The 26,161-nt window shown below is 52.2% G+C and carries 26 protein-coding genes and 1 other annotated feature (1 of these 27 running past the window's edge); of the genes, 17 read left to right on the top strand and 9 right to left on the bottom strand.

Annotated elements, in window-relative coordinates; translation table 11 throughout:
* Positions 1-100: 100 nt before the first annotated feature.
* Positions 101-964, bottom strand: a complete 864-nt coding sequence (locus A31E_RS01110; protein WP_001517705.1) for a YjjW family glycine radical enzyme activase — start codon at positions 962-964, stop codon at positions 101-103.
* On the bottom strand, positions 936-2,486 hold the full coding sequence (locus A31E_RS01105; protein ID WP_001143195.1) for a YjjI family glycine radical enzyme: 1,551 nt from the start codon (positions 2,484-2,486) through the stop codon (positions 936-938). Before A31E_RS01105 ends, A31E_RS01110 begins: the two co-directional genes overlap by 29 nt.
* Positions 2,487-2,743: 257 nt before the next feature.
* Between A31E_RS01105 and deoC the strand changes: the two genes are divergently transcribed.
* The 4 genes from deoC (at position 2,744) to deoD (ending at position 7,122) form a co-directional block, all read left to right on the top strand.
* Complete coding sequence (deoC, locus tag A31E_RS01100; protein WP_001295412.1) at positions 2,744-3,523, top strand: deoxyribose-phosphate aldolase; 780 nt, start codon at positions 2,744-2,746, stop codon at positions 3,521-3,523.
* Positions 3,524-3,748: 225 nt separating this feature from the next.
* Positions 3,749-5,071, top strand: a complete 1,323-nt coding sequence (gene deoA, locus A31E_RS01095) for a thymidine phosphorylase (protein ID WP_000477830.1) — start codon at positions 3,749-3,751, stop codon at positions 5,069-5,071.
* Positions 5,072-5,122: 51 nt separating this feature from the next.
* Positions 5,123-6,346, top strand: a complete 1,224-nt coding sequence (deoB, locus tag A31E_RS01090) for a phosphopentomutase (RefSeq protein WP_000816460.1) — start codon at positions 5,123-5,125, stop codon at positions 6,344-6,346.
* A gap of 56 nt (positions 6,347-6,402) precedes the next feature.
* Positions 6,403-7,122, top strand: a complete 720-nt coding sequence (gene deoD / locus A31E_RS01085) for a purine-nucleoside phosphorylase (RefSeq protein ID WP_000224878.1) — start codon at positions 6,403-6,405, stop codon at positions 7,120-7,122.
* Positions 7,123-7,282: 160 nt separating this feature from the next.
* Here the strand turns inward: deoD and A31E_RS01080 are convergent, their stop codons facing one another.
* From A31E_RS01080 to A31E_RS25980, 3 genes are read right to left on the bottom strand one after another with little or no spacing between them, the layout of a single operon-like run.
* Positions 7,283-7,546 (bottom strand): helix-turn-helix domain-containing protein, encoded by a 264-nt coding sequence (locus tag A31E_RS01080; protein ID WP_016249583.1) that lies wholly within the window; start codon positions 7,544-7,546, stop codon positions 7,283-7,285.
* Positions 7,547-7,577: 31 nt separating this feature from the next.
* On the bottom strand, positions 7,578-8,594 hold the full coding sequence (lplA, locus tag A31E_RS25975; protein WP_016249584.1) for a lipoate--protein ligase: 1,017 nt from the start codon (positions 8,592-8,594) through the stop codon (positions 7,578-7,580).
* Between the two features lie 27 nt (positions 8,595-8,621).
* Positions 8,622-9,266 carry a YtjB family periplasmic protein gene (locus A31E_RS25980; protein ID WP_000124620.1) on the bottom strand — a complete coding sequence of 215 codons (645 nt, stop codon included), beginning with the start codon at positions 9,264-9,266 and terminating at the stop codon, positions 8,622-8,624.
* 105 nt (positions 9,267-9,371) lie between these two features.
* Between A31E_RS25980 and serB the strand changes: the two genes are divergently transcribed.
* From serB to nadR, 3 genes are read left to right on the top strand one after another with little or no spacing between them, the layout of a single operon-like run.
* A complete protein-coding gene (gene serB, locus A31E_RS01065; protein WP_001132950.1) occupies positions 9,372-10,340 on the top strand; it encodes a phosphoserine phosphatase in 969 nt (322 codons plus the stop codon).
* A gap of 48 nt (positions 10,341-10,388) precedes the next feature.
* The gene (gene radA / locus A31E_RS01060; protein WP_016249585.1) at positions 10,389-11,771 is read left to right on the top strand and encodes a DNA repair protein RadA; all 1,383 of its coding nucleotides are present in this window, start codon (positions 10,389-10,391) and stop codon (positions 11,769-11,771) included.
* A gap of 20 nt (positions 11,772-11,791) precedes the next feature.
* A complete protein-coding gene (gene nadR, locus A31E_RS01055) occupies positions 11,792-13,024 on the top strand; it encodes a multifunctional transcriptional regulator/nicotinamide-nucleotide adenylyltransferase/ribosylnicotinamide kinase NadR (RefSeq protein WP_000093824.1) in 1,233 nt (410 codons plus the stop codon).
* 120 nt (positions 13,025-13,144) lie between these two features.
* On the opposite strand, the gene ettA is transcribed toward nadR, so the two are convergent.
* The gene (ettA, locus tag A31E_RS01050) at positions 13,145-14,812 is read right to left on the bottom strand and encodes an energy-dependent translational throttle protein EttA (RefSeq protein ID WP_000046765.1); all 1,668 of its coding nucleotides are present in this window, start codon (positions 14,810-14,812) and stop codon (positions 13,145-13,147) included.
* Between the two features lie 210 nt (positions 14,813-15,022).
* Between ettA and sltY the strand changes: the two genes are divergently transcribed.
* Positions 15,023-16,960 carry a murein transglycosylase gene (gene sltY, locus A31E_RS01045; protein ID WP_000409422.1) on the top strand — a complete coding sequence of 646 codons (1,938 nt, stop codon included), beginning with the start codon at positions 15,023-15,025 and terminating at the stop codon, positions 16,958-16,960.
* Positions 16,961-17,054: 94 nt separating this feature from the next.
* Complete coding sequence (trpR, locus tag A31E_RS01040; RefSeq protein ID WP_000068671.1) at positions 17,055-17,381, top strand: trp operon repressor; 327 nt, start codon at positions 17,055-17,057, stop codon at positions 17,379-17,381.
* 75 nt (positions 17,382-17,456) lie between these two features.
* Here the strand turns inward: trpR and yjjX are convergent, their stop codons facing one another.
* A complete protein-coding gene (yjjX, locus tag A31E_RS01035) occupies positions 17,457-17,987 on the bottom strand; it encodes an inosine/xanthosine triphosphatase (RefSeq protein ID WP_016249586.1) in 531 nt (176 codons plus the stop codon).
* Positions 17,988-18,038: 51 nt separating this feature from the next.
* On the opposite strand from yjjX, the gene gpmB reads away from it, so the two are divergent.
* Positions 18,039-18,686: a 2,3-diphosphoglycerate-dependent phosphoglycerate mutase GpmB gene (gpmB, locus tag A31E_RS01030; protein ID WP_016249587.1), complete on the top strand. Its 648-nt coding sequence runs from the start codon at positions 18,039-18,041 to the stop codon at positions 18,684-18,686.
* Here gpmB and robA read toward each other — a convergent pair.
* Positions 18,683-19,552: an MDR efflux pump AcrAB transcriptional activator RobA gene (gene robA, locus A31E_RS01025; RefSeq protein ID WP_000371670.1), complete on the bottom strand. Its 870-nt coding sequence runs from the start codon at positions 19,550-19,552 to the stop codon at positions 18,683-18,685. The genes gpmB and robA overlap by 4 nt on opposite strands.
* Before the next feature lie 211 nt (positions 19,553-19,763).
* Here robA and creA point away from each other — a divergent pair, with 211 nt between their 5' ends.
* Genes creA through creD form a run of 4 tightly spaced genes read left to right on the top strand, consistent with a single transcriptional unit; the run spans position 19,764 to position 23,773 of the window.
* Entirely contained in the window at positions 19,764-20,237 is a 474-nt protein-coding gene (gene creA / locus A31E_RS01020) for a protein CreA (RefSeq protein ID WP_000875488.1), read from the top strand.
* A 12-nt stretch (positions 20,238-20,249) separates the two neighbouring features.
* Positions 20,250-20,939, top strand: coding sequence for a two-component system response regulator CreB (gene creB / locus A31E_RS01015; protein WP_001188652.1), 690 nt, complete (start codon positions 20,250-20,252; stop codon positions 20,937-20,939).
* Positions 20,939-22,363, top strand: a complete 1,425-nt coding sequence (gene creC / locus A31E_RS01010; protein ID WP_016249588.1) for a two-component system sensor histidine kinase CreC — start codon at positions 20,939-20,941, stop codon at positions 22,361-22,363. The genes creB and creC overlap by 1 nt, the downstream gene beginning before the upstream one ends.
* 57 nt (positions 22,364-22,420) lie before the next feature.
* Positions 22,421-23,773, top strand: coding sequence for a cell envelope integrity protein CreD (creD, locus tag A31E_RS01005; protein WP_016249589.1), 1,353 nt, complete (start codon positions 22,421-22,423; stop codon positions 23,771-23,773).
* Between the two features lie 58 nt (positions 23,774-23,831).
* On the opposite strand, the gene arcA is transcribed toward creD, so the two are convergent.
* Entirely contained in the window at positions 23,832-24,548 is a 717-nt protein-coding gene (arcA, locus tag A31E_RS01000) for a two-component system response regulator ArcA (protein WP_001194358.1), read from the bottom strand.
* A 95-nt stretch (positions 24,549-24,643) separates the two neighbouring features.
* On the opposite strand from arcA, the gene yjjY reads away from it, so the two are divergent.
* The 3 genes from yjjY to thrL all read left to right on the top strand — a co-directional run bounded on the left by yjjY (position 24,644) and on the right by thrL (position 26,149).
* Positions 24,644-24,784 (top strand): YjjY family protein, encoded by a 141-nt coding sequence (gene yjjY / locus A31E_RS0123400; protein WP_001303782.1) that lies wholly within the window; start codon positions 24,644-24,646, stop codon positions 24,782-24,784.
* Positions 24,785-25,183: 399 nt separating this feature from the next.
* Positions 25,184-25,870 (top strand): tRNA/rRNA methyltransferase, encoded by a 687-nt coding sequence (locus A31E_RS00995; RefSeq protein WP_001223170.1) that lies wholly within the window; start codon positions 25,184-25,186, stop codon positions 25,868-25,870.
* 213 nt (positions 25,871-26,083) lie between these two features.
* Positions 26,084-26,149, top strand: a complete 66-nt coding sequence (thrL, locus tag A31E_RS0123405) for a thr operon leader peptide (RefSeq protein ID WP_001386572.1) — start codon at positions 26,084-26,086, stop codon at positions 26,147-26,149.
* Positions 26,085-26,161 (top strand) — a sequence feature (Thr leader region); it runs 43 nt beyond the window's last position. It overlaps the preceding gene by 65 nt.

Here is a 26,161-nt window from a genome sequence, read left to right on the forward strand (position 1 = left end):
GACGGGTAAGGCGTTCACGCCGTATCTGGCAGTTGGCGCACAATGCCGGATGCGACGCTGACGCGTCTTGTCATGCCTACTGGCCTGTGCCACCGGCATGTCACAAATACAGCGCCGGAAATATCAATCGACTCACCTCACGCTCCTTTAACGCGCCAGCCAACTGCTCAACATCTTCCGGCGTGGCGCTCGGCCAGTTTTGCGCTTCTCCATACACACCGTGCGCATGAAACGCGTTCAGCCGTACAGGAACGTCACCAAGTTGCCTGATAAACGCTGCCAATTCATCAATATGCTGCAAATAATCCACCTGATTGGGGATTACCAGCAAACGCAGTTCCGCCAGTTTACCGCGCTCTGCAAGCAAACAGATACTGTGCTTAATCTGTTGATTATCGCGTCCGGTTAACTGTTGATGGCAGGCGCTATCCCACGCTTTAAGATCGAGCATCGCGCCGTCGCACACCGGGAGTAATTTTTCCCAGCCGGTTTCGCTCAACATGCCGTTGCTGTCCACCAGACAGGTAAGGTGGTGCAGTTGTGGATCGCTTTTGATGGCAGTAAACAGTGCCACCATAAACGGGAGCTGGGTCGTGGCTTCGCCGCCGCTCACCGTTATCCCTTCGATAAACAGCACCACTTTGCGGATATGACTAAGCACTTCGTCCACACTCATCGATTGTGCCATCGGCGTGGCGTGTTGTGGGCACATCTTCAGGCAGGTATCGCACTGCTCACAGACCGCAACGCTCCACACCACTTTGCTGTCGACAATCTGCAACGCCTGATGTGGACACTGCGGCACGCACTCCCCGCAATCATTACAGCGCCCCATCGTCCACGGATTGTGGCAATTTTTGCAGCGCAGATTACAGCCCTGTAAAAACAGAGCCAGACGACTGCCTGGCCCGTCAACGCAGGAGAAGGGGATGATCTTACTGACTAAAGCGCATCTGCTGTTCATGGCTTATCACGCGCGGTTGGCGTTCCAGAATACGAGTGTTACGTGCAGCTTCTTCGCCCAGCCATGTGGTGTTGGTACGTGAGCCTTCGGCGCGATATTTTTCTAAATCTGACAAACGCACCATATAACCGGTAACACGAACCAAATCGTTACCGCTGACGTTGGCAGTAAATTCGCGCATTCCGGCTTTAAAGGCACCGAGGCAAAGCTGCACCAGTGCCTGCGGATTACGCTTGATGGTTTCGTCGAGCGTCAGAATGTCGCTGATCCCGGAGTAGTAATATGCATGATGTGGAGCGACGGTTTGCAGATGGGTGATCGGATCTGGCTCATCGCCATACGGCAAGCGCGCCCCCGGTGTGGTGCCAACATCAGAACTGATCCCCGACTGTGCGTGTAACATGGCGCGTTTTTGCCAGCCATATTTTACGGGAGTATTGGCGACAAACTCCGCCAGTTGCGCGCTGATGCGATAACCCACTTCATTTGCGGCGGCTTCTTTACCGTAGCGCGCGGCAATCCCTTCTTTCTCGCACAGCAAGTTAACCGCTTCTGCCAGCCCGTACATGCCAAACATCGGCACAAAACGTTCAGGATCAATCAACCCTTCTTTCACCAGGAAGCTATTCTCAAAGAAGTGTGATTGTTGATAGAGGAATTCACACCGCGCATCGATGATGGCGATCTGCTGCTGGCAGTAGTGCGGTAGAGTGCGCGTAAAAAAGTCATCCAGCGACTCACTACGTTCAGCAATGGCCTTCAGGTTAAGGCGCACCAGCGTGCTGCCACCACCGGCCAGCGGCAGTGAGTTGTAGCAGCTCACAATCCCGTAGCCCCCTTTTGTGAAAATTTTATCATGTACCGGACCATTGGCGATGTGCGGTTTGCTACATTCACAGATGTTCTTCGCCACTTCCAGCAGCAGGTCATCAGGAGTGATTTCGGGATCGTAGATAAAGGTCAGATTCGGTGAAACCTGCTTCAACTCGGCATCTGCGCGCAGTATTGCACGAGTGATGGGGGAATCGAACGGGCCGATATTGGCGTGCATAAAGGCGTCTGGCAGGGTTCTGTCGAGATAACGCCAGAAACGTTTTATTCGAATATCAATCTCGTCCTGTGTTAGAATTTTCACATATGGTTGCAACAACGCATCCAATTGCCCAAGGTAGACCGGCATCGATGTGACTGACGGGACATGGTGATAAAGAATGGTCAGCAGGGAGAGCGCATCATCAAGATCTTTGGCGCCTTCCAGCTCCAGCCATTCAGAACCGTTGGCCAGAAAACGGGCGTAATCGGGTAAGACATAGCGCGGTTTGTACGGCGCATGACCTTCAAACATATCGCAGATTATACCTTCATCCAGCGCACGGCGGGCTTCGGCAGGCAGCTCCGGGTAAGGCAGATTGTTTTCTGCTTCCAGCGCCAGAAAATGGCGCTTCTGCTCCGGGCTAAGTACCGGGCTGGTGACAATTTGCTGGCAACGTTGTTGCAGTGCAATTTCATGAGAAGTGGGCATCTTCTTTTCCTTTTATGCCGAAGGTGATGCGCCATTGTAAGAAGTTTCGTGATGTTCACTTTGATCCTGATGCGTTTGCCGCCACTGACGCATTCATTTGAAAGTGAATTATTTGAACCAGATCGCATTACCGTAATGCAAATTTGTAAGTAGATTTTCTTAATTGTGATGTATATCGAAGTGCGTTGCGAAGTCGATGTTAGAATACTAACAAACTCGCAAGGTGAATTTTATTGGCGACAAGCCAGGAGAATGAAATGACTGATCTGAAAGCAAGCAGCCTGCGTGCACTGAAATTGATGGACCTGACTACCCTGAATGACGACGACACCGACGAGAAAGTGATCGCCCTGTGTCATCAGGCCAAAACTCCGGTCGGCAATACCGCCGCTATCTGTATCTATCCTCGCTTTATCCCAATTGCTCGCAAAACGCTGAAAGAGCAGGGTACCCCGGAAATCCGTATTGCTACGGTAACCAACTTTCCACACGGTAACGACGACATCGAAATCGCACTGGCAGAAACCCGTGCGGCAATTGCTTACGGTGCCGATGAAGTTGACGTGGTGTTCCCGTACCGCGCGCTGATGGCGGGTAACGAGCAGGTTGGTTTTGACCTGGTGAAAGCCTGTAAAGAGGCTTGCGCAGCGGCGAATGTGCTGCTGAAAGTGATCATCGAAACCGGTGAACTGAAAGACGAAGCGCTGATCCGCAAAGCGTCTGAAATCTCCATTAAAGCGGGTGCTGACTTCATCAAAACCTCTACCGGTAAAGTGGCAGTGAACGCGACGCCGGAAAGCGCGCGCATCATGATGGAAGTGATCCGTGATATGGGCGTAGAGAAAACCGTTGGTTTCAAACCGGCGGGCGGCGTGCGTACTGCGGAAGATGCGCAGAAATATCTCGCGATTGCCGATGAACTGTTCGGTGCTGACTGGGCAGATGCGCGTCACTATCGCTTTGGCGCTTCCAGCCTGCTGGCAAGCCTGCTGAAAGCGCTGGGTCACGGCGACGGTAAGAGCGCCAGCAGCTACTAAGCTGCCTTGTGCCAGAGGGTGGATGCCGGATGCCCCTGTAGGCCTGATAAGACGCGTCAGCGTCGCATCAGGCTGTCAGCAGTGATGCCGGATGCGGCGTGAATGCCTTATCCGGCCTACGGGGCGAGTGCCATGCAGGCTTGATAAGAAGCTGCCAGCATCAGGCAATAACAACATCCGCCATCTGGCAACAACGCCTTCAAACTTATTCCACGGGAGGTTACCTTGTTTCTCGCACAAGAAATTATTCGTAAAAAACGTGATGGTCATGCGCTGAGCGATGAAGAAATTCGTTTCTTTATCAACGGCATTCGCGACAACACTATCTCCGAAGGGCAGATTGCCGCCCTCGCGATGACCATTTTCTTCCACGATATGACAATGCCGGAGCGTGTCTCGCTGACCATGGCGATGCGAGATTCAGGAACCGTTCTCGACTGGAAAAGCCTGCATCTGAATGGCCCGATTGTTGATAAACACTCCACCGGTGGCGTCGGTGATGTCACTTCGCTGATGCTTGGGCCAATGGTCGCTGCCTGCGGCGGCTACATTCCGATGATCTCCGGTCGTGGCCTCGGTCATACTGGCGGCACGCTCGACAAACTGGAGTCAATCCCTGGCTTCGATATCTTCCCGGATGACAACCGTTTCCGCGAAATCATTAAAGATGTTGGCGTAGCAATTATCGGCCAGACCAGCTCACTGGCTCCGGCGGATAAACGTTTCTACGCGACCCGCGACATTACCGCTACTGTTGACTCAATCCCGCTGATCACTGCCTCGATCCTGGCGAAGAAACTGGCGGAAGGTCTGGACGCACTGGTGATGGACGTGAAAGTGGGTAGCGGCGCGTTTATGCCGACCTATGAACTCTCTGAAGCCCTTGCCGAAGCGATTGTTGGCGTGGCAAATGGCGCAGGCGTACGCACCACCGCGCTGCTGACCGACATGAACCAGGTGCTGGCATCCAGCGCTGGTAACGCGGTCGAAGTGCGTGAAGCGGTACAGTTCCTGACAGGTGAATACCGTAACCCGCGACTGTTTGACGTCACAATGGCGCTGTGCGTGGAGATGCTTACCTCCGGCAAACTGGCGAAAGATGATGCCGAAGCGCGCGCGAAATTGCAGGCTGTGCTGGACAACGGTAAAGCGGCAGAAGTCTTCGGACGTATGGTAGCGGCACAAAAAGGCCCGACCGACTTCGTTGAGAACTACGCGAAGTATCTGCCGACAGCGATGCTGACGAAAGCAGTCTATGCTGATACCGAAGGTTTTGTCAGTGAAATGGATACCCGTGCGCTGGGGATGGCAGTGGTTGCGATGGGCGGTGGCCGCCGTCAGGCATCTGACACCATTGATTACAGCGTCGGCTTTACTGATATGGCGCGTCTGGGCGACCAGGTTGACGGTCAGCGCCCACTGGCGGTGATCCACGCGAAAGACGAAACCACCTGGCAGGAAGCGGCGAAAGCGGTGAAAGCGGCAATTAAACTTGCCGATAAAGCCCCGGAGAGCACTCCAACTGTCTATCGTCGTATCAGTGAATAACGGTATACTGATCTGATCATTTAAATTTGAAGCACTGAGTACGGAGAACATATGAAACGTGCATTTATTATGGTGCTGGACTCATTCGGCATCGGCGCTACAGAAGATGCAGAACGCTTTGGTGACGTCGGGGCTGACACCCTGGGTCATATCGCAGAAGCTTGTGCCAAAGGCGAAGCTGACCACGGTCGTAAAGGTCCGCTCAATCTGCCAAATCTGACCCGTCTGGGGCTGGCGAAAGCACACGAAGGTTCTACCGGTTTCATTCCGGCAGGAATGGACGGCAACGCTGAAGTTATTGGCGCGTATGCATGGGCGCACGAAATGTCATCCGGTAAAGATACCCCGTCGGGGCACTGGGAAATCGCCGGTGTACCGGTTCTGTTTGAGTGGGGATACTTCTCCGATCACGAAAACAGCTTCCCGCAAGAACTGCTGGATAAACTGGTTGAACGCGCTAACCTGCCGGGTTACCTCGGTAACTGCCACTCTTCTGGTACGGTCATTCTGGATCAACTGGGCGAAGAGCACATGAAAACCGGCAAGCCGATTTTCTATACCTCCGCTGACTCAGTGTTCCAGATTGCCTGCCACGAAGAAACGTTTGGTCTGGATAAACTCTACGAACTGTGCGAAATCGCCCGTGAAGAGCTGACCAACGGCGGCTACAACATCGGTCGCGTTATTGCCCGTCCGTTTATCGGTGACAAAGCCGGTAACTTCCAGCGTACTGGCAACCGCCACGACCTGGCAGTTGAACCGCCAGCACCGACCGTGCTGCAAAAACTGGTTGATGAAAAACACGGCCAGGTTGTTTCTGTGGGTAAAATTGCTGACATCTACGCTAACTGCGGTATCACCAAGAAAGTGAAAGCGACCGGCCTGGATGCGCTGTTTGACGCCACCATCAAAGAGATGAAGGAAGCGGGTGATAACACCATCGTCTTCACCAACTTTGTTGACTTTGACTCTTCCTGGGGCCACCGTCGCGACGTCGCAGGCTATGCCGCGGGTCTGGAACTGTTCGACCGCCGTCTGCCGGAACTGATGTCTCTGCTGCGCGACGACGACATCCTGATCCTCACCGCCGACCACGGTTGTGACCCGACCTGGACTGGTACTGACCACACGCGTGAACACATTCCGGTACTGGTTTACGGCCCGAAAGTGAAACCGGGTTCGCTGGGGCACCGCGAAACCTTCGCAGATATCGGTCAGACTCTGGCAAAATATTTTGGTACTTCTGATATGGAATATGGCAAAGCCATGTTCTGATGGATTTGGGCGGAGCAGTGACTCCGCCTTTAATATGTCACAAAAAGGATAAAACGATGGCTACTCCACACATTAATGCAGAAATGGGCGATTTTGCTGACGTAGTTTTGATGCCCGGCGACCCGCTGCGTGCGAAGTATATTGCTGAAACTTTCCTTGAAGATGCCCGTGAAGTGAACAACGTTCGCGGTATGCTGGGCTTCACCGGTACTTACAAAGGCCGCAAAATTTCCGTAATGGGACACGGTATGGGTATCCCGTCCTGCTCCATCTACACCAAAGAACTGATCACCGATTTCGGCGTGAAGAAAATTATCCGCGTAGGTTCCTGTGGTGCAGTTCTGCCGCACGTAAAACTGCGTGATGTAGTTATCGGTATGGGTGCCTGCACCGATTCCAAAGTTAACCGCATCCGTTTTAAAGACCATGACTTTGCCGCTATCGCTGACTTCGACATGGTGCGTAACGCGGTAGATGCGGCAAAAGCACTGGGCGTTGATGCTCGCGTTGGTAACCTGTTCTCCGCTGACCTGTTCTACTCTCCGGACGGCGAAATGTTCGACGTGATGGAAAAATACGGCATCCTCGGCGTGGAAATGGAAGCGGCAGGTATCTACGGTGTGGCTGCAGAATTTGGTGCGAAAGCACTGGCTATCTGCACCGTGTCTGACCACATCCGCACTCACGAGCAGACCACTGCCGAAGAGCGTCAGACCACCTTCAACGACATGATCAAAATCGCACTGGAATCTGTTCTGCTGGGCGATAAAGAGTAATGGTGTTTCGCTGAAAGGCGATTGTCATGTTAAGCCGGAACGGGAGACCGCTCCGGTTTTTTAGTATCTATTCATCAATAGCAACTGATTTATAGATTTACTATTATTTTTCATATGGATAGAAAATAAAATCCATTCAAGTATCAATTCACGAATCTATTCATTTATGTTCAGCCGTCATCCAGGAAGGACATATCAGCAACTCTGGTGGACAACCATAAATTCTTGCCATTTTGCTTTTGATGTTTGAGCTAAGCCGTTCCGTCTTTTCGATTCGTTTTAGAGTATTAATCGAGATACCTAACATTTTACTTACTTCAGCAAGCGATAATTTATGCCTGATACGCACGGCGGTTAGCCAGGATATACCCTGGCTGAACATTAAATTGATAATCTCCCGTTCCTGGTTTTCCAGATCGATCATATTTCCTTCCCTGGATATTTTAATCAGCGAGTTACCTTACCGCCCCTGCCATCCACGCTGACAACTCCCGTAGCTCTTTTTCCTGTTCCGGGAAGTCAACCAGCAGCGCTTCGCACTCCTGTTGCAGCATGTCCGCGCGGTACAGACAGCCTTGCAGACGTCCGGCGAGGGCTTCCAGCGGCGCAGGGGTGAGGCTGTCGGTAAACACCTGGGCGCGGGTGATATGGCCTTTTTCAACGTCGAAATGCAGTTCCACGCCGCCCCAGGTAAAGCGTTCATCCAGCAGATGCGAGAATGCCGGAGCCTGACCGAAGTTCCACTCCCAGCTACTCTGGCGGGCAAAGGTTTCGATGAAGTTTGGCAAGTCTGGCGTTTTGTCCGGGGAGATGATTTCCGCTGCTACGCGCTCGCCATAATGGGCGAAAAAGGCCTCGGTTATGGCCTCGCAAACATGCTCATGGGTAATTCCCGGTAGCAATTCGGTCAGATTGGTCACGCGGGAACGTACCGATGTGATGCCTTTCGCCGCCAGTTTCTTTTTATCCGGGTTGAGGTAGTTTGCCAGGCGACTCAGGTCGGCATTGAGCAGCAAAGTGCCGTGGTGGAAGCCGCGATCTTTGGTTTCGCGATAGGCCGAGCCAGAGACTTTACGGTCTCCCTCGGTTGTTTTCACCACCAGATCGTTACGTCCGGAGGCTTCGGCGCTGACGCCGAGCGCGTTCAGTGCATTGAGTACAATTGACGTAGAGATGGTTTTATCGTACTCCGGCTTGCCAGCCATAAAGGTAAAGCAGGTATTACCGAGATCGTGGAACACCGCGCCGCCGCCACTACTGCGCCGCGCCAGGCGGACATTATCTTCTTCCATCCGCCGGGTATTACACTCTTTCCACGGGTTTTGTGCGCGGCCAATCACTACCGTGTCGGCGTTACGCCAGAGAAACAGAACGCGCTGCGTGGCGGGCATCTGGCGAAAAATACACTCTTCCACCGCCAGGTTAAACCACGGGTCGTAAGAGTCAGAGATAAGCAGGCGTAATGTATTCATAACGATTTCCTTTCTTGTTGTAATGGGTCACTCTTTTTTCTCGCCTTCTTCCTCTTCCGGCACCGGTTTGCTGGCGGTTAGCAGGAAGGGCGATTGTTGCCAGCGGGTGCGTTTACCCTGTAATAGCGTGCGGGTCAGCACCACGCCGATTGCCAGCGAGAGCAGCAGCATCAGGCGTAAAATGTTGGTGGTGTTATCCACCTGTTTGGCTTCGGTGGCGAGTGTGTGGGTGTCGAGCGTCAGGCGCAGATAGCCGAGCGGACCATTTTTCCCCGCAATGGGTTCGACAATTTGCTGGTTAAAATAGCCACCTGCTTTTTTACCGTCGAGTGCCAGACGGTCGCGTACTTCTACGCTTTCGCCTGCGCGGGCAATAAGATCGCCTTGTTCGTCATATACGCCTGCGTCAAGGATGCGGCTTTCATCTGTTAACTGGTTGAGTATTGACTGAATGCGCTTTTCATCCGGCGAGTCGGTACGCATCAGCGGCGCAACGTTCAGCGTCACCTGACGTGCCAGGGTGCGGGCCAGCTCTTCAAGCTGCGGATTACGCTGGCGCTGGTGGTTTTGACTGAACCAGGAAGCACCTTGCATCAACGCGACCAACAAAGCGAGACAGAACAGGACAATCACTGCCCGATGCAGCCGGAATTTTAGTTTTGTGCGAGCCATATTCCACCCGTTGAAAATTTGAGACTTAATGTTGCCAGAAGCAATGGATACAAGGTAGCCTCATGCGTTATTTTCCCTGCTTCGAACGATTTTACAGGAGCCTTAATGCCTAACATTACCTGGTGCGACCTGCCTGAAGATGTCTCTTTATGGCCAGGTCTGCCTCTTTCATTAAGTGGTGATGAAGTGATGCCACTGGATTACCACGCAGGTCGTAGCGGCTGGCTGCTGTATGGTCGTGGGCTGGATAAACAACGACTGACCCAGTATCAGAGCAAACTGGGCGCGGCGATGGTGATTGTTGCCGCCTGGTGCGTGGAAGATTATCAGGTGATTCGTCTGGCAGGTTCGCTCACCGCGCGTGCTACGCGCCTGGCCCATGAAGCACAACTGGATGTCGCGCCACTGGGGAAAATTCCACATTTGCGTACGCCGGGGCTGCTGGTAATGGACATGGACTCTACAGCCATCCAGATTGAATGTATTGATGAGATCGCCAAACTGGCCGGGACAGGTGAGATGGTGGCGGAAGTGACCGAACGGGCGATGCGCGGAGAACTCGATTTTACCGCCAGCCTGCGTAGCCGCGTGGCGACGCTGAAAGGCGCTGATGCGAACATTTTGCTTCAGGTACGGGAAAATCTGCCGTTGATGCCAGGCTTAACGCAACTGGTGCTGAAGCTGGAAACGCTGGGCTGGAAAGTGGCAATTGCCTCCGGTGGCTTTACCTTCTTTGCCGAATATCTGCGTGACAAACTGCGACTCACTGCCGTGGTAGCCAATGAACTGGAGATCATGGACGGTAAATTTACCGGCAATGTGATCGGTGACATCGTCGATGCACAGTACAAAGCGAAAACCCTGACCCGTCTGGCGCAGGAGTATGAAATCCCACTGGCGCAGACCGTGGCGATTGGCGATGGTGCCAACGACCTGCCGATGATCAAAGCGGCAGGGCTGGGGATTGCCTACCATGCCAAACCAAAAGTGAATGAAAAGACGGAAGTCACCATCCGTCACGCTGATCTGATGGGAGTGTTCTGCATCCTCTCTGGCAGCCTGAATCAGAAGTAATTGCCCGCCCGTCATCCTGCGGGCGGCACAGCATTAACGAGGTACACCGTGGCAAAAGCTCCAAAACGCGCCTTTGTTTGTAATGAATGCGGGGCCGATTATCCGCGCTGGCAGGGGCAGTGCAGTGCCTGTCATGCCTGGAACACCATCACCGAGGTGCGTCTTGTTGCGTCGCCAACGGTGGCGCGTAACGAGCGTCTCAGTGGCTATGCCGGTAGCGCCGGGGTGGCAAAAGTCCAGAAACTCTCCGATATCAGCCTTGAAGAGCTGCCGCGTTTTTCAACCGGATTTAAAGAGTTTGACCGCGTATTAGGCGGCGGCGTGGTGCCGGGAAGCGCCATTCTGATTGGCGGTAACCCAGGTGCCGGGAAATCCACGCTGTTGCTGCAAACGCTGTGCAAACTGGCCCAGCAGATGAAAACGCTGTATGTCACCGGCGAAGAGTCGCTGCAACAGGTGGCAATGCGCGCTCATCGCCTTGGCCTGCCGACTGACAATCTCAATATGTTGTCGGAAACCAGCATCGAGCAGATCTGCCTGATTGCCGAAGAAGAGCAACCGAAGCTGATGGTAATTGACTCCATCCAGGTGATGCATATGGCGGATGTACAGTCATCGCCTGGCAGCGTGGCGCAGGTGCGTGAAACGGCAGCTTACCTGACGCGCTTCGCCAAAACGCGCGGGGTGGCAATCGTCATGGTTGGTCACGTAACCAAAGATGGTTCGCTGGCTGGCCCTAAAGTGCTGGAACACTGTATTGACTGTTCGGTGCTGCTGGACGGCGATGCTGATTCCCGTTTTCGCACCTTACGCAGCCATAAAAACCGCTTTGGCGCGGTAAATGAGCTGGGCGTATTCGCGATGACTGAACAGGGGCTACGCGAAGTCAGCAACCCTTCAGCAATCTTCTTAAGTCGTGGCGATGAAGTGACGTCCGGCAGTTCAGTGATGGTTGTGTGGGAAGGAACGCGTCCGCTGCTGGTGGAGATTCAGGCGCTGGTCGATCACTCGATGATGGCGAATCCACGCCGCGTGGCGGTGGGGCTGGAACAAAACCGTCTGGCAATCCTGCTGGCGGTGCTGCACCGTCACGGTGGTCTGCAAATGGCCGATCAGGATGTGTTTGTAAACGTGGTCGGCGGCGTGAAGGTGACTGAAACCAGCGCCGACTTAGCGTTACTGCTGGCGATGGTTTCCAGCCTGCGTGACAGACCGCTGCCGCAGGATCTGGTTGTGTTTGGTGAAGTTGGGCTGGCAGGAGAGATCCGCCCGGTGCCCAGCGGTCAGGAGCGAATTTCAGAAGCGGCGAAACACGGCTTTCGGCGGGCGATTGTACCGGCGGCCAACGTACCGAAAAAAGTGCCGGAAGGGATGCAGATTTTTGGCGTTAAAAAACTCTCCGACGCGCTTAGCGTGTTCGACGACTTATAATGAGAGATACGGAGGGAGATATGTCGTCATTTGATTACCTGAAAACTGCCATCAAGCAACAGGGCTGCACGCTACAGCAGGTGGCCGATGCCAGCGGTATGACCAAAGGGTATTTAAGCCAGTTACTGAATGCCAAAATTAAAAGCCCCAGCGCGCAAAAGCTGGAGGCGTTGCACCGTTTCCTCGGGCTGGAATTTCCCCGGCAGAAGAAAACCATCGGTGTCGTATTCGGTAAATTTTATCCGCTACATACCGGACATATCTATCTTATCCAGCGTGCCTGTAGTCAGGTTGATGAGCTGCATATCATTATGGGGTTTGACGACACCCGTGACCGCGCGTTGTTTGAAGATAGCGCCATGTCGCAGCAACCAACGGTGCCGGATCGTCTGCGCTGGTTATTGCAGACTTTTAAATATCAGAAAAATATCCGCATTCATTCCTTCAATGAAGAGGGCATGGAACCGTATCCGCACGGATGGGATGTGTGGAGCAACGGCATCAAAAAGTTTATGGCCGAAAAGGGCATTCAGCCGGATCTGATCTACACCTCGGAAGAAGCCGACGCGCCGCAGTATATGGAACATCTGGGGATCGAAACGGTGCTGATCGATCCGAAACGCACCTTTATGAGTATCAGTGGTGCGCAGATCCGCGAAAACCCGTTCCGCTACTGGGAATATATTCCTACCGAAGTGAAGCCGTTCTTTGTGCGTACTGTAGCGATCCTCGGTGGCGAGTCGAGCGGTAAATCCACTCTGGTAAATAAACTCGCTAACATTTTCAACACCACCAGTGCGTGGGAGTTTGGTCGTGATTATGTTTTTTCGCATCTTGGCGGTGACGAGATTGCGTTACAGTATTCTGACTACGATAAAATCGCGCTGGGACACGCACAATATATTGATTTTGCAGTGAAATACGCCAATAAAGTGGCGTTTATCGACACCGATTTTGTCACTACTCAGGCGTTCTGCAAAAAGTACGAAGGGCGTGAGCATCCGTTCGTGCAGGCGCTGATTGATGAATACCGTTTTGATCTGGTGATCCTGCTTGAGAATAACACCCCGTGGGTGGCGGATGGTTTACGTAGCCTTGGCAGTTCGGTGGATCGCAAAGAGTTCCAGAACCTGCTGGTGGAGATGCTCGAAGAGAACAATATCGAATTCGTGCGGGTCGAAGAGGACGATTACGACAGCCGTTTCCTGCGTTGTGTGGAGCTGGTGCGGGAGATGATGGGGGAGCAGGGATAAGACCCAATGCCTGATGAGACGCTTACCGCGTCTTATCAGGCCTGGAGTTTCACAACGTATTGAAATCGCTGTGTTTGTAGGCCGGATAAGGCGTTCACGCCGCACCCGGCATTTTACGCATTACTTCGCAATACGCTTGTACTTGATACGCTTCGGCTCCAGCGCGTCTGCGCCCAGCGTGCGTTTCTTGTACTCTTCGTACTCGGTAAAGTTACCTTCGAAGAACTCAACCTTACCTTCATCCTGGTAATCCAGAATGTGCGTGGCAATACGGTCGAGGAACCAACGGTCGTGCGAGATAACCATCGCGCAGCCAGGGAACTCCAGCAGGGCGTTTTCCAGCGCGCGCAGGGTTTCGATATCCAGATCGTTGGTCGGTTCGTCGAGCAGCAACATATTGCCGCCAACCTGCAGCAGCTTCGCCAGATGCAGACGACCACGCTCACCGCCGGAGAGTTCGCCAACACGTTTACCCTGATCAACCCCTTTAAAGTTAAAGCGGCCAACGTAGGCGCGGCTTGGCATCTCGGTGTTACCGATCTTCATGATATCCAGCCCGCCGGAAACTTCTTCCCAAACGGTTTTGCTGTTATCCATTGAGTCACGGAACTGATCAACCGACGCCAGTTTCACCGTTTCACCTAAAGTGATGGTGCCGCTGTCCGGCTGTTCCTGACCGGAGATCATGCGGAACAGGGTCGATTTACCCGCGCCGTTCGGCCCGATGATCCCGACGATCGCCCCTTTCGGGATCGAGAAGGTCAGATCATCAATCAGCAGGCGATCGCCGTAGGATTTACGCAGATTGCTGACTTCCAACACTTTATCGCCCAGACGTGGTCCAGGTGGAATAAACAGTTCGTTGGTTTCGTTACGTTTCTGGTATTCGGTGCTGTTCAGCTCTTCAAAGCGTGCCAGACGTGCTTTACCTTTCGACTGACGGCCTTTCGTGCCCTGACGTACCCACTCCAGCTCTTTTTCAATCGACTTACGACGCGCCGCTTCTTGCGAAGCTTCCTGCGCCAGACGCTGATCTTTTTGCTCCAGCCAGGAGGAGTAGTTACCTTCCCACGGAATACCTTCACCGCGGTCAAGTTCGAGGATCCAGCCCGCGACGTTATCGAGGAAGTAACGGTCGTGGGTAATCGCCACAACGGTCCCTTCGAAGTCATGCAGGAAGCGTTCCAGCCACGCTACGGATTCCGCATCCAGGTGGTTGGTCGGTTCGTCGAGCAGCAGCATGTCTGGTTTTTCCAGCAGCAGGCGGCACAACGCTACGCGACGACGCTCACCACCGGAGAGGTTAGCAATTTTCGCGTCCCAGTCCGGCAGACGCAGCGCATCCGCCGCACGCTCCAACTGAACATTCAGGTTGTGACCGTCGTGAGCCTGGATGATCTCTTCCAGACGACCTTGCTCTGCGGCCAGCTTGTCAAAGTCTGCATCTGGATCGGCGTACAGCGCATACACTTCGTCCAGACGTTTCAGGGCATTAACTACTTCGGAAACCGCTTCTTCAACGGACTCACGTACAGTGTGTTCCGGGTTTAGCTGCGGTTCCTGCGGCAGATAGCCAATCTTGATATCTGGTTGTGGACGCGCTTCACCTTCGATGTCTTTATCAATGCCCGCCATAATGCGTAGCAGGGTAGACTTACCCGCGCCGTTCAGACCCAGAACGCCGATTTTTGCCCCGGGGAAGAAACTCAGAGAGATGTTTTTCAAAATATGACGTTTCGGCGGAACAACTTTGCCGACACGATGCATGGTATAAACGAATTGAGCCACGTTGGACTTCGCCTCTATGTTTATCGTGATGATGAGTTTTCAAAGGCGAAGTGTAGCCTGTTTCCCTGCCTAATCCCAGCCGGTCGATCACCCTCGCAGTAAAAGTAAAAAAGTGTCCATAACGTGGCGGAAACGGCAATGACTGGTTAGCATAAATCTATTACGCGGCATGACGCTGCATTGATGTATTTACACTTAGAGGAAGCGCTTGTGGAAAAAGCCAAACACGTTACCTGGCGGCTGTTGGCTGCCGGTGTCTGTCTGCTGACGGTCAGCAGCGTGGCGCGAGCCGACTCACTGGATGAGCAGCGTAGCCGCTACGCGCAAATCAAGCAGGCCTGGGATAATCGACAAATGGATGTGGTTGAGCAGATGATGCCATCCCTGAAGGATTATCCTCTTTATCCCTACCTGGAATACCGCCAGATTACCGATGACCTGATGAATCAACCGGCGGTCACGGTCACTAACTTTGTTCGCGCTAACCCCACGCTTCCTCCGGCTCGCACGCTGCAATCTCGTTTTGTCAATGAACTGGCGCGACGTGAAGACTGGCGCGGCCTGTTAGCTTTTAGTCCGGAAAAGCCAGGCACAACCGAAGCGCAATGTAATTACTACTATGCAAAATGGAATACCGGGCAGAGCGAAGAAGCCTGGCAAGGGGCGAAAGAGCTGTGGCTGACAGGAAAGAGCCAGCCTAACGCTTGTGACAAGTTATTTAGCGTCTGGCGCGCGTCCGGCAAACAAGATCCGCGGGCGTATTTAGAGCGTATCCGCCTGGCGATGAAGGCGGGTAATACCGGCCTGGTGACGGTGCTGGCAGGGCAGATGCCCGCCGATTACCAGACTATTTCTACGGCAATTATTTCACTGGCAAACAATCCCAATACGGTGCTGACTTTTGCACGAACGACCGGCGCGACTGATTTTACCCGTCAGATGGCCGCGGTGGCGTTTGCCAGTGTGGCGCGGCAGGATGTAGAAAACGCACGACTGATGATCCCTTCACTTGCCCAGGCACAACAGCTTAATGAAGATCAGATTCAGGAGCTACGTGATATCGTTGCCTGGCGTTTGATGGGCAACGATGTCACCGACGAACAGGCGAAGTGGCGTGATGATGCAATTATGCGTTCGCAATCCACGTCGTTGATTGAACGCCGTATAAGGATGGCGCTTGGCACCGGCGACCGTTCGGGGCTGAATACATGGCTGGCGCGCTTGCCGATGGAAGCGAAAGAGAAAGATGAATGGCGCTACTGGCAGGCGGATTTGCTGCTGGAACGTGGGCGTGAAGCTGAAGCAAAAGAGATTTTGCATCAACTCATGCAACAGCGTGGCTTCTACCCAATGGTTGCTGCGCAGCGCATAGGCGAAGAGTATCAACTGAAGATTGATAAAGTGCCGCAGAACGTCGATAGCGCCCTGACTCAGGGGGCGGAAATGGCGCGCGTGCGCGAGTTGATGTACTGGAACCTCGATAATACCGCCCGTAGCGAGTGGGCCAATCTGGTGAAGAGCAAGTCGAAAGCAGAGCAAGCGCAACTGGCGCGTTATGCTTTTAACAACCACTGGTGGGATCTCAGCGTTCAGGCGACGATTGCCGGGAAACTTTGGGATCATCTGGAAGAACGATTCCCACTGGCCTATAACGATCTCTTCGCACGTTACACTAACGACAAAGATATCCCGCAAAGCTATGCAATGGCGATTGCCCGTCAGGAGAGTGCCTGGAATCCGAAAGTGAAATCACCGGTAGGGGCCAGCGGGCTGATGCAGATTATGCCTGGTACGGCGACTCATACGGTGAAGATGTTCTCTATTCCTGGTTACAGCAGCCCGGCACAATTGCTTGATCCGGAAACGAACATCAACATTGGCACCAGCTATCTGCAATATGTTTATCAACAGTTCGGCAATAACCGTATTTTCTCATCCGCAGCATACAACGCCGGGCCGGGGCGGGTGCGCACCTGGCTTGGTAACAGCGCCGGGCGTATCGATGCGGTGGCATTTGTCGAGAGTATCCCATTCTCCGAGACGCGTGGTTATGTGAAGAACGTATTGGCTTATGACGCGTACTATCGCTATTTCATGGGCGATAAACCGACGTTGATGAGCGCCACGGAATGGGGGCGTCGTTACTGAACTGATCTGCACGTTTATGATATGCTATCGTACTCTTTAGCGAGTACAACCGGGGGAGGCATCAGGCTTCCCCCGCTAACAATGGCGACACACTATGGCCCAACAATCACCCTATTCAGCAGCGATGGCAGAACAGCGTCACCAGGAGTGGTTACGTTTTGTCGACCTGCTTAAGAATGCCTACGAAAACGATCTCCATTTACCGTTGTTAAACCTGATGCTGACGCCGGATGAGCGCGAAGCGTTAGGGACTCGTGTGCGTATTGTCGAAGAGTTATTGCGCGGTGAAATGAGTCAGCGCGAGTTAAAAAATGAACTCGGTGCGGGCATCGCGACGATTACGCGTGGATCTAACAGCCTGAAAGCGGCACCCGTCGAGCTACGTCAGTGGCTGGAAGGCGTGTTGCTGAAAAGCGATTGATTTTGTAGGCCTGATAAGACGCATCAGCGTCGCATCAGGCATCGTGCACCGAATGCCGGATGCGGCGTGAACGCCTTATCCGTCCCGCAATGGCTGATACACGGCATTATGAAACGGACTTAGCGCCAGGATCACCGCCTGGTGATAGACACTGGCGCGGGTGAGTTTCCCGGCGGTAAACACGCCGATCGCCCCTTCTTTACGACCAATCTCATCAATGCCGGTATAGCGCGACATTACTGGCCCAAGCGCCTCGCCCTCACGCACTTTTTCCAGAATCACCTCAGGCAACGGCAAGGTTGCCGAACGTGCTTCACCACGCTGGCTGGCGTTTTCAATTACCACCCAACTGAAGGTGCTGTCACCATCTATACCCGCTTCAATGGCCACCCAAAAATCAGCCTCTGGACGTAAACGGCGGGCATTTGCTACCCGATTTCGTGCGCCAGCGCGCGTTTCCTCACTACCAAAAGGCTGTTCCGGTACGCCGCTCTCGACGACAACGGATTCAATATGGCAGGATCCTTCGTCGAAGATCTCGTGAAATGCCTGCAAAATGGCCTGAATCTTAGCGGGGTTAGTGGTCGCACAGACAACATGGTGCATAATCAGGATTACTCAAAAAATTAACGTTAAAGCAGTATACGGAAAAAAAGCATGTTACAGGTATACCTTGTCCGCCACGGCGAAACGCAGTGGAACGCCGAGCGGCGTATTCAGGGCCAGTCTGACAGCCCGCTAACCGCAAAAGGTGAGCAACAGGCAATGCAGGTGGCGAACCGTGCCAAAGAACTTGGCATCACCCACATTATCAGTAGCGATTTAGGTCGCACCCGGCGTACAGCGGAAATCATCGCCCAGGCTTGCGGTTGTGACATCATCCTTGATCCCCGCCTGCGTGAGTTAAATATGGGGGTGCTGGAAAAAAGACATATTGATTCTCTGACCGAAGAAGAAGAGAACTGGCGTCGCCAGTTAGTGAATGGCACCGTTGACGGGCGTATTCCTGAAGGCGAGTCAATGCAGGAACTGAGCGATCGCGTCAATGCCGCACTGGAATCTTGTCGGGATTTACCGCAGGGAAGTCGACCGCTGCTGGTGAGTCACGGTATCGCGCTGGGGTGTCTGGTGAGTACCATTCTGGGCTTACCGGCGTGGGCAGAACGCCGTTTACGCCTGCGTAACTGTTCTATTTCGCGCGTGGATTATCAGGAAAGCCTGTGGCTGGCGTCTGGCTGGGTTGTTGAAACTGCAGGGGACATCTCGCATCTGGACGCCCCTGCATTAGATGAGTTACAGCGTTAACGACGCACTGGAATCAGCAGTTCGCAGCGCAGATTAATTGGGCGATCTCCCGCTTTGGCATCTTCTGCCGGGTAGTATCGCTCAATATCCTGACCTTTACGGCGTGTCAGGTTGAGCATTGGCATGCATGTTCCGTATACCGTCAGGATAAACTCCTGCACGCCTGTTCCCAGACCTTCGTAGGTAAACATCACATATTCGCCGCCTTGCAACATCACTGGATGCCCGGTTAATACATAGCCGTCAGCCTGATCCTGGGCTAACGCAGTGGTGTAGAACACCTCTTGTTCATCGTCTTTATCCTGGCTTGGGCGCGTTTCATTCAGACCGTAAAGTACTGGCGGAATAGAAGGCGAGTTGCCGAGAAAATCATGCCAGAACTGGTAGCGCATTTCGTGGCGGAAATCAGAGATTTGCTCCAGCGAGCAGGAGTAGCTCTGGGTAACACCAATCAGCGGCGTATCTTCCAGGGTGACAAATTTGTGTTCTGGCATAGTGAATTCACCCAGACGTAGCGGTGGGCGAATGCCAAAAGCACTCCATTCCGGGGAACGACGGTACAGCGCAGGTGTTTGAGCAAATTGCTTTTTAAATGCGCGGGTAAATGTCTGTTGAGAGTCGAAGCGGTACTGCAGCGCAATATCCAGAATCGGGCGCGCGGTCAGGCGTAGTGCTACCGCTGATTTCGACAAACGACGAGCACGAATATACGCGCCAATAGCATGGCCAGTGACATCTTTAAACATTCTCTGTAAGTGCCACTTGGAATAACCTGCTTTCGCCGCTACATTGTCGAGCGACAGGGGCTGATCCAGATGACCTTCCAGCCAGATTAAAAGGTCGCGAATAATGCCGGCCTGATCCATAAAATTTCCTCATCCTTTCAACAACGAGCACCTGACATCAGGTAATTGGATAATAGCATTTTTTGTTGTTTTAGCATTCAGTGTTTTTTTCTTAGTAGAGTATGTTTCAGGTCTTTACGGGAATAAAAGTATTGAGATTTTGTTCTTAATCAATATGTTATTTACCGTGACGAACTAATTGCTTAATGTAACTTATAAAAATGGTAACAATATGAAATACAAGCATTTGATCCTATCTTTAAGCCTGATAATGCTGGGGCCGTTGGCACATGCGGAAGAAATTGGTTCGGTTGATACCGTATTTAAAATGATCGGCCCGGATCACAAAATTGTCGTAGAAGCCTTCGACGATCCCGATGTAAAAAATGTCACCTGCTATGTGAGCCGGGCGAAAACGGGCGGTATTAAAGGCGGATTGGGGCTGGCGGAAGATACTTCCGACGCGGCTATTTCCTGCCAGCAAGTCGGACCGATTGAACTGTCAGAACGCATTAAAAACGGCAAAGCCCAGGGCGAAGTGGTATTCAAGAAACGTACATCGCTGGTCTTTAAGTCGTTACAGGTCGTGCGCTTCTATGATGCCAAACGCAATGCGCTCGCCTATCTGGCTTACTCCGACAAAGTTGTCGATGGTTCACCGAAAAATGCCATCAGCGCCGTCCCTGTCATGCCGTGGCGACAATAACAGAGGCGATTTATGCAACGGGAAACGGTCTGGTTAGTAGAAGACGAGCAAGGGATAGCCGACACGCTGGTCTACATGTTGCAGCAGGAAGGTTTTGCCGTCGACGTTTTTGAGCGGGGCTTGCCGGTGCTCGATAAAGCGCGCCAGCGGGTTCCCGACGTTATTATTCTCGATGTTGGTCTGCCTGATATCAGCGGCTTTGAATTATGCCGCCAGTTGCTGGCGATCCATCCGGCGTTGCCTGTGCTGTTCCTGACGGCCCGTAGTGAAGAGGTCGATCGTCTGCTTGGGCTGGAAATTGGTGCTGACGACTACGTGGCTAAACCGTTTTCACCTCGCGAAGTGTGCGCCAGAGTGCGCACCTTGCTGCGTCGGGTGAAGAAATTTTCTACGCCGCCTCCCGTCATCCGTATTGGTCATTTTGAACTGAATGAACCTGCGGCGCAGATAAGCTGGTTTGACACGCCATTAACGCTGACGCGATACGAGTTTTTATTGCTGAAAACGTTACTCAAGTCGCCAGGCCGCGTCTGGTCACGCCAGCAATTGATGGATAGTGTCTGGGAAGACGCGCAGGACACTTACGATCGCACCGTCGATACCCACATTAAAACGCTGCGTGCCAAGCTGCGCTGCATCAATCCCGAGCTTTCACCGATTAATACCCACCGCGGCATGGGATACAGCCTGAGGAGTCTGTAATGCGCATCGGCATGCGACTGTTACTGGGCTATTTTTTACTGGTAGCAGTGGCTGCCTGGTTCGTGCTGGCTATTTTTGTCAAAGAAGTTAAACCGGGCGTGCGAAGGGCGACGGAAGGGACGTTGATCGACACCGCAACGTTGCTGGCGGAGCTGGCGCGCCCTGATTTGCTCTCTGGCGATCCTGCGCATGGGCAATTGGCACAGGCGTTTGACCAACTACAAAATCGCCCGTTTCGCGCCAATATCGGCGGCATTCACAAAGTGCGCAACGAATACCATGTTTATATGACTGATGCACAGGGCAAAGTTTTGTTCGACTCGGCAAATAAAGCCGTTGGGCAGGATTACTCACGCTGGAATGATGTCTGGCTAACGTTGCGCGGTCAGTATGGCGCGCGCAGTACGTTGCAAAATCCCGCCGATCCCGAAAGTTCTGTGATGTATGTTGCTGCCCCCATTATGGACGGCTCGCGGCTTATTGGTGTTTTGAGCGTAGGCAAACCGAACGCGGCGATGGCGCCGGTGATTAAACGCAGCGAGCGGCGAATATTATGGGCGAGCGGCATTTTGCTGGGAATTGCACTGGTGATTGGTGCCGGAATGGTTTGGTGGATCAACCGTTCCATTGCCCGACTCACCCGTTATGCTGATTCCGTCACCGATAATAAACCCGTTCCGCTCCCTGATCTTGGCAGTAGCGAGTTGCGTAAGTTAGCGCAGGCGTTGGAAAGTATGCGCGTGAAGCTGGAAGGGAAAAACTATATTGAGCAGTATGTCTACGCGTTAACCCATGAGCTGAAAAGTCCGTTGGCGGCAATTCGTGGCGCGGCGGAAATCTTACGCGAAGGACCGCCACCGGAAGTGGTAGCCCGTTTTACCGACAATATTTTGACACAAAACGCGAGAATGCAGGCGCTGGTTGAAACGCTACTACGCCAGGCAAGACTGGAAAATCGTCAGGAGGTCGTTCTTTCTGCGGTTGATGTGGCGGCATTATTTCTCCGCGTCAGCGAAGCGCGCACCGTACAGTTGGCAGAAAAAAATATCACTCTGAATGTTATGCCCATCGAGGTTAACGTTGTTGCTGAACCGGCGTTGCTGGAACAGGCGCTGGGGAATTTACTGGATAACGCCATCGATTTTACCCCCGAGCATGGCTGTATAACGCTTAGTGCTGAGGTGGATCAGGAGCAAGTTACGCTTAACGTGCAGGATACCGGTAGCGGCATTCCTGACTACGCGCTGTCGCGTATTTTTGAACGCTTTTACTCTTTGCCGCGCGAGAATGGACAAAAAAGCAGTGGGTTGGGACTGGCGTTTGTCAGCGAAGTTGCCCGTTTGCTTAATGGTGAAGTCACACTGCGCAACGTGCCGCAAGGCGGCGTGCTGGCCTCGCTCCGACTTCACCTGCACTTCACATAACTTCAAATTCTTCCCACATAGCCTTCATACACTGCAGCCATTGCAAAGGAGAAGACTATGTTGAAATCCCCCCTGTTCTGGAAAATGGCCACTTTGTTTGGTGCCGTGTTGCTGCTGTTAATTCCATTAATGTTGATTCGGCAGGTGATTGTCGAACGTGCCGATTACCGTAGTGATGTTGAGGATGCAATTCGTCAAAGCACCAGTGGGTCGCAAAAGTTGGTCGGGCCGCTCATCGCTATCCCTGTAACTGAGCTTTATACGGTGCAGGAAGAAGAAAAAACCGTGGAGCGGAAACGAAGTTTTATCCATTTCTGGTTACCTGAGTCGTTGATGGTTGATGGCAATCAGAACGTGGAAGAACGGAAGATAGGCATTTATACCGGTCAGGTCTGGCACAGTGATTTAACGCTAAAAGCCGATTTTGACGTTTCGCGTCTTAGCGAACTCAACGCGCCCAATATCACCTTAGGCAAGCCGTTTATTGTGATTAGTGTAGGTGATGCGCGTGGTATTGGGGTGGTGAAAGCACCTGAACTTAACGGAACGACGCTGACCATTGAACCCGGAACAGGGTTAGAGCAAGGCGGGCAGGGCGTGCATATTCCTTTAACCGAAGGGAACTGGCTGAAGCAGAACCTGAAGCTGAATATGGCGCTGAATTTAAGCGGAACAGGGAGCCTTTCCGTGGTGCCGACGGGGCGTAATAGCGAATTGACCTTAACCAGTAACTGGCCGCACCCCAGTTTTTTAGGTGATTTTTTGCCCGCAAAACGGGAGGTCAGCGAGACCGGTTTTCAGGCGCAATGGCAAAGTAGTTGGTTTGCCAATAACCTCGGTGAGCGTTTTGCTTCAGGCAATAATACCCGTTGGGACAATTTCCCGGCGTTTAGCGTCGCAGTCACTACGCCAGCCGATCAGTATCAATTAACGGACCGGGCGACCAAATACGCCATTTTGCTCATTGCGCTGACTTTTATGGCCTTCTTTGTTTTTGAAATGCTAACCGCACAACGTTTACACCCAATGCAATATTTGCTGGTGGGGCTGTCATTGGTGATGTTTTATTTACTCTTGCTGGCGTTTTCTGAACATACCGGTTTTACCGTGGCCTGGATAATCGCCAGCCTGATAGGGGCGTTAATGAACGGTGTTTACTTGCAGGCGGTATTAAAAGGTTGGCGCAACAGCATGTTGTTTACCCTGGCTTTGTTGTTGCTGGATGGCGTGATGTGGGGACTGCTGAATTCTGCCGATAGCGCGCTGTTGTTGGGGACGAGTGTGCTGGTGGTGGCGCTGGCAGGTATGATGTTTGTGACTCGCAATATCGACTGGTATGCGTTTTCAATGCCGAAAATGAAAATCAGTAAAGAAGTCACAACGGACGATGAGTTACGTATCTGGAAATAATATTGGCTAATAAAAACGGCGCTAAAAAGCGCCGTTTTTTTGACGGTGGTAAAGCCGATTAATCTTCCAGATCACCGCAGAAGCGATAACCTTCACCGTGAATGGTGGCGATGATTTCCGGCGTATCCGGCGTAGATTCGAAATGTTTACGAATACGACGGATCGTCACGTCTACAGTACGGTCGTGTGGTTTCAGCTCACGGCCGGTCATTTTCTTCAGCAGTTCAGCACGGGACTGAATTTTGCCAGGGTTTTCACAGAAGTGAAGCATGGCGCGGAACTCGCTGCGCGGCAGTTTGTACTGCTCGCCATCAGGGCCGATCAACGAACGGCTGTTGATGTCCAGTTCCCAACCATTGAACTTGTAGCTTTCAACGCTACGGCGTTCTTCGCTGACAGTACCCAGATTCATGGTACGAGACAGCAGGTTGCGTGCACGGATAGTCAGTTCACGCGGGTTAAACGGTTTGGTGATGTAGTCATCTGCACCGATTTCGAGGCCGAGAATTTTATCGACTTCGTTGTCACGGCCAGTCAGGAACATCAACGCAACATTCGCCTGCTCGCGCAGTTCACGCGCTAACAGAAGACCGTTCTTACCCGGCAGATTGATATCCATGATCACCAGGTTGATGTCATATTCAGAGAGGATCTGATGCATTTCCGCGCCATCTGTCGCTTCGAAAACATCATAGCCTTCCGCTTCGAAAATACTTTTCAACGTGTTGCGTGTTACCAACTCGTCTTCAACGATAAGAATGTGCGGGGTCTGCATGTTTGCTACCTAAATTGCCAACTAAATCGAAACAGGAAGTACAAAAGTCCCTGACCTGCCTGATACATGCTGCAAATTAACATGATCGGCGTAACATGACTAAAGTACGTAATTGCGTTCTTGATGCACTTTCCATCAACGTCAACAACATCATTAGCTTGGTCGTGGGTACTTTCCCTCAGGACCCGACAGTGTCAAAAACGGCTGTCATCCTAACCATTTTAACAGCGACATAACAGGCTAAGACGTGCCGGACACCCAATAAAACTACGCTTCGTTGACATATATCAAGTTCAATTGTAGCACGTTAACAGTTTGATGAAATCATCGTATCCAAATGCTAGCTTTCGTCACATTATTTTAATAATCCAACTAGTTGCATCATACAACTAATAAACGTGGTGAATCCAATTGTCGAGATTTATTTTTTATAAAATTATCCTAAGTAAACAGAAAGATATGTAGCGTTTTTTAACAATTAAACGGTTAGTACAGTCAGGAAATAGTTTAGCTTTTTTTAAGCTAAGTAAAGGGCTTTTTCTGCGACTTGCGTTAATATTTTGTAAATTCTCTCCGCGCAGTAAGTTGACATTCATCACCCTGTTCGCGGTTATTTGGTCAAGAAGAGTAGCAACATGCGTATAACGATTATTCTGGTCGCACCCGCCAGAGCAGAAAATATAGGTGCAGCGGCGCGGGCAATGAAAACAATGGGATTTAGCGAACTGCGCATTGTCGATAGCCAGGCCCATCTGGAGCCCGCCACCCGCTGGGTTGCACATGGCTCCGGTGATATTATTGATAATATTAAAGTTTTTCCAACACTGGCTGAATCTTTACACGATGTCGACTTTACTGTCGCCACCACTGCGCGTAGCCGGGCGAAATATCATTACTATGCGACGCCGGTGGAACTGGTGCCGTTGTTGGAGGAAAAATCGACGTGGATGAATCATGTGGCGTTGGTATTTGGCCGGGAAGATTCCGGTCTGACAAACGAAGAACTGGCGCTGGCTGATATTCTTACTGGCGTGCCGATGGTGGCAGATTACCCTTCGCTTAATCTGGGGCAGGCGGTGATGGTTTATTGCTATCAATTAGCAACATTAATACAACAACCGACGAAAAGTGACGCAACGGCAGACCAACATCAACTGCGTGCTTTACGCGAACGAGTCATGTCGTTGTTAACGACGTTAGCGGTGGCAGATGACACAAAACTGATCGACTGGTTACAACAACGCCTGGGACTTTTAGAGCAACGAGACACCGCAATGTTGCACCGTTTGCTGCATGATATTGAAAAAAATATCACCAAATAAAAAACTGTAGGGAATGTTATCTTTAGGTTTTAATTCTGACTGCAACGGGAAATATGTCTCAGTGTGGATTAAAAAAAGAGCACTTGCCAGCAGCTTATGGACGGGTAGCCTTCCGTGAGTAAATTAAAATTTTATTGACTTAGGTCACTAAATACTTTAACCAATATAGGCATAGCGCACAGACAGATAAAAATTACAGAGTACACAACATCCATGAAACGCATCAGCACCACCATTACCACCACCATCACCATTACCACAGGTAACGGTGCGGGCTGACGCGTACAGGAA

Source organism: Escherichia sp. KTE159 (assembly GCF_000408805.1).
GTDB lineage: Bacteria > Pseudomonadota > Gammaproteobacteria > Enterobacterales > Enterobacteriaceae > Escherichia > Escherichia marmotae.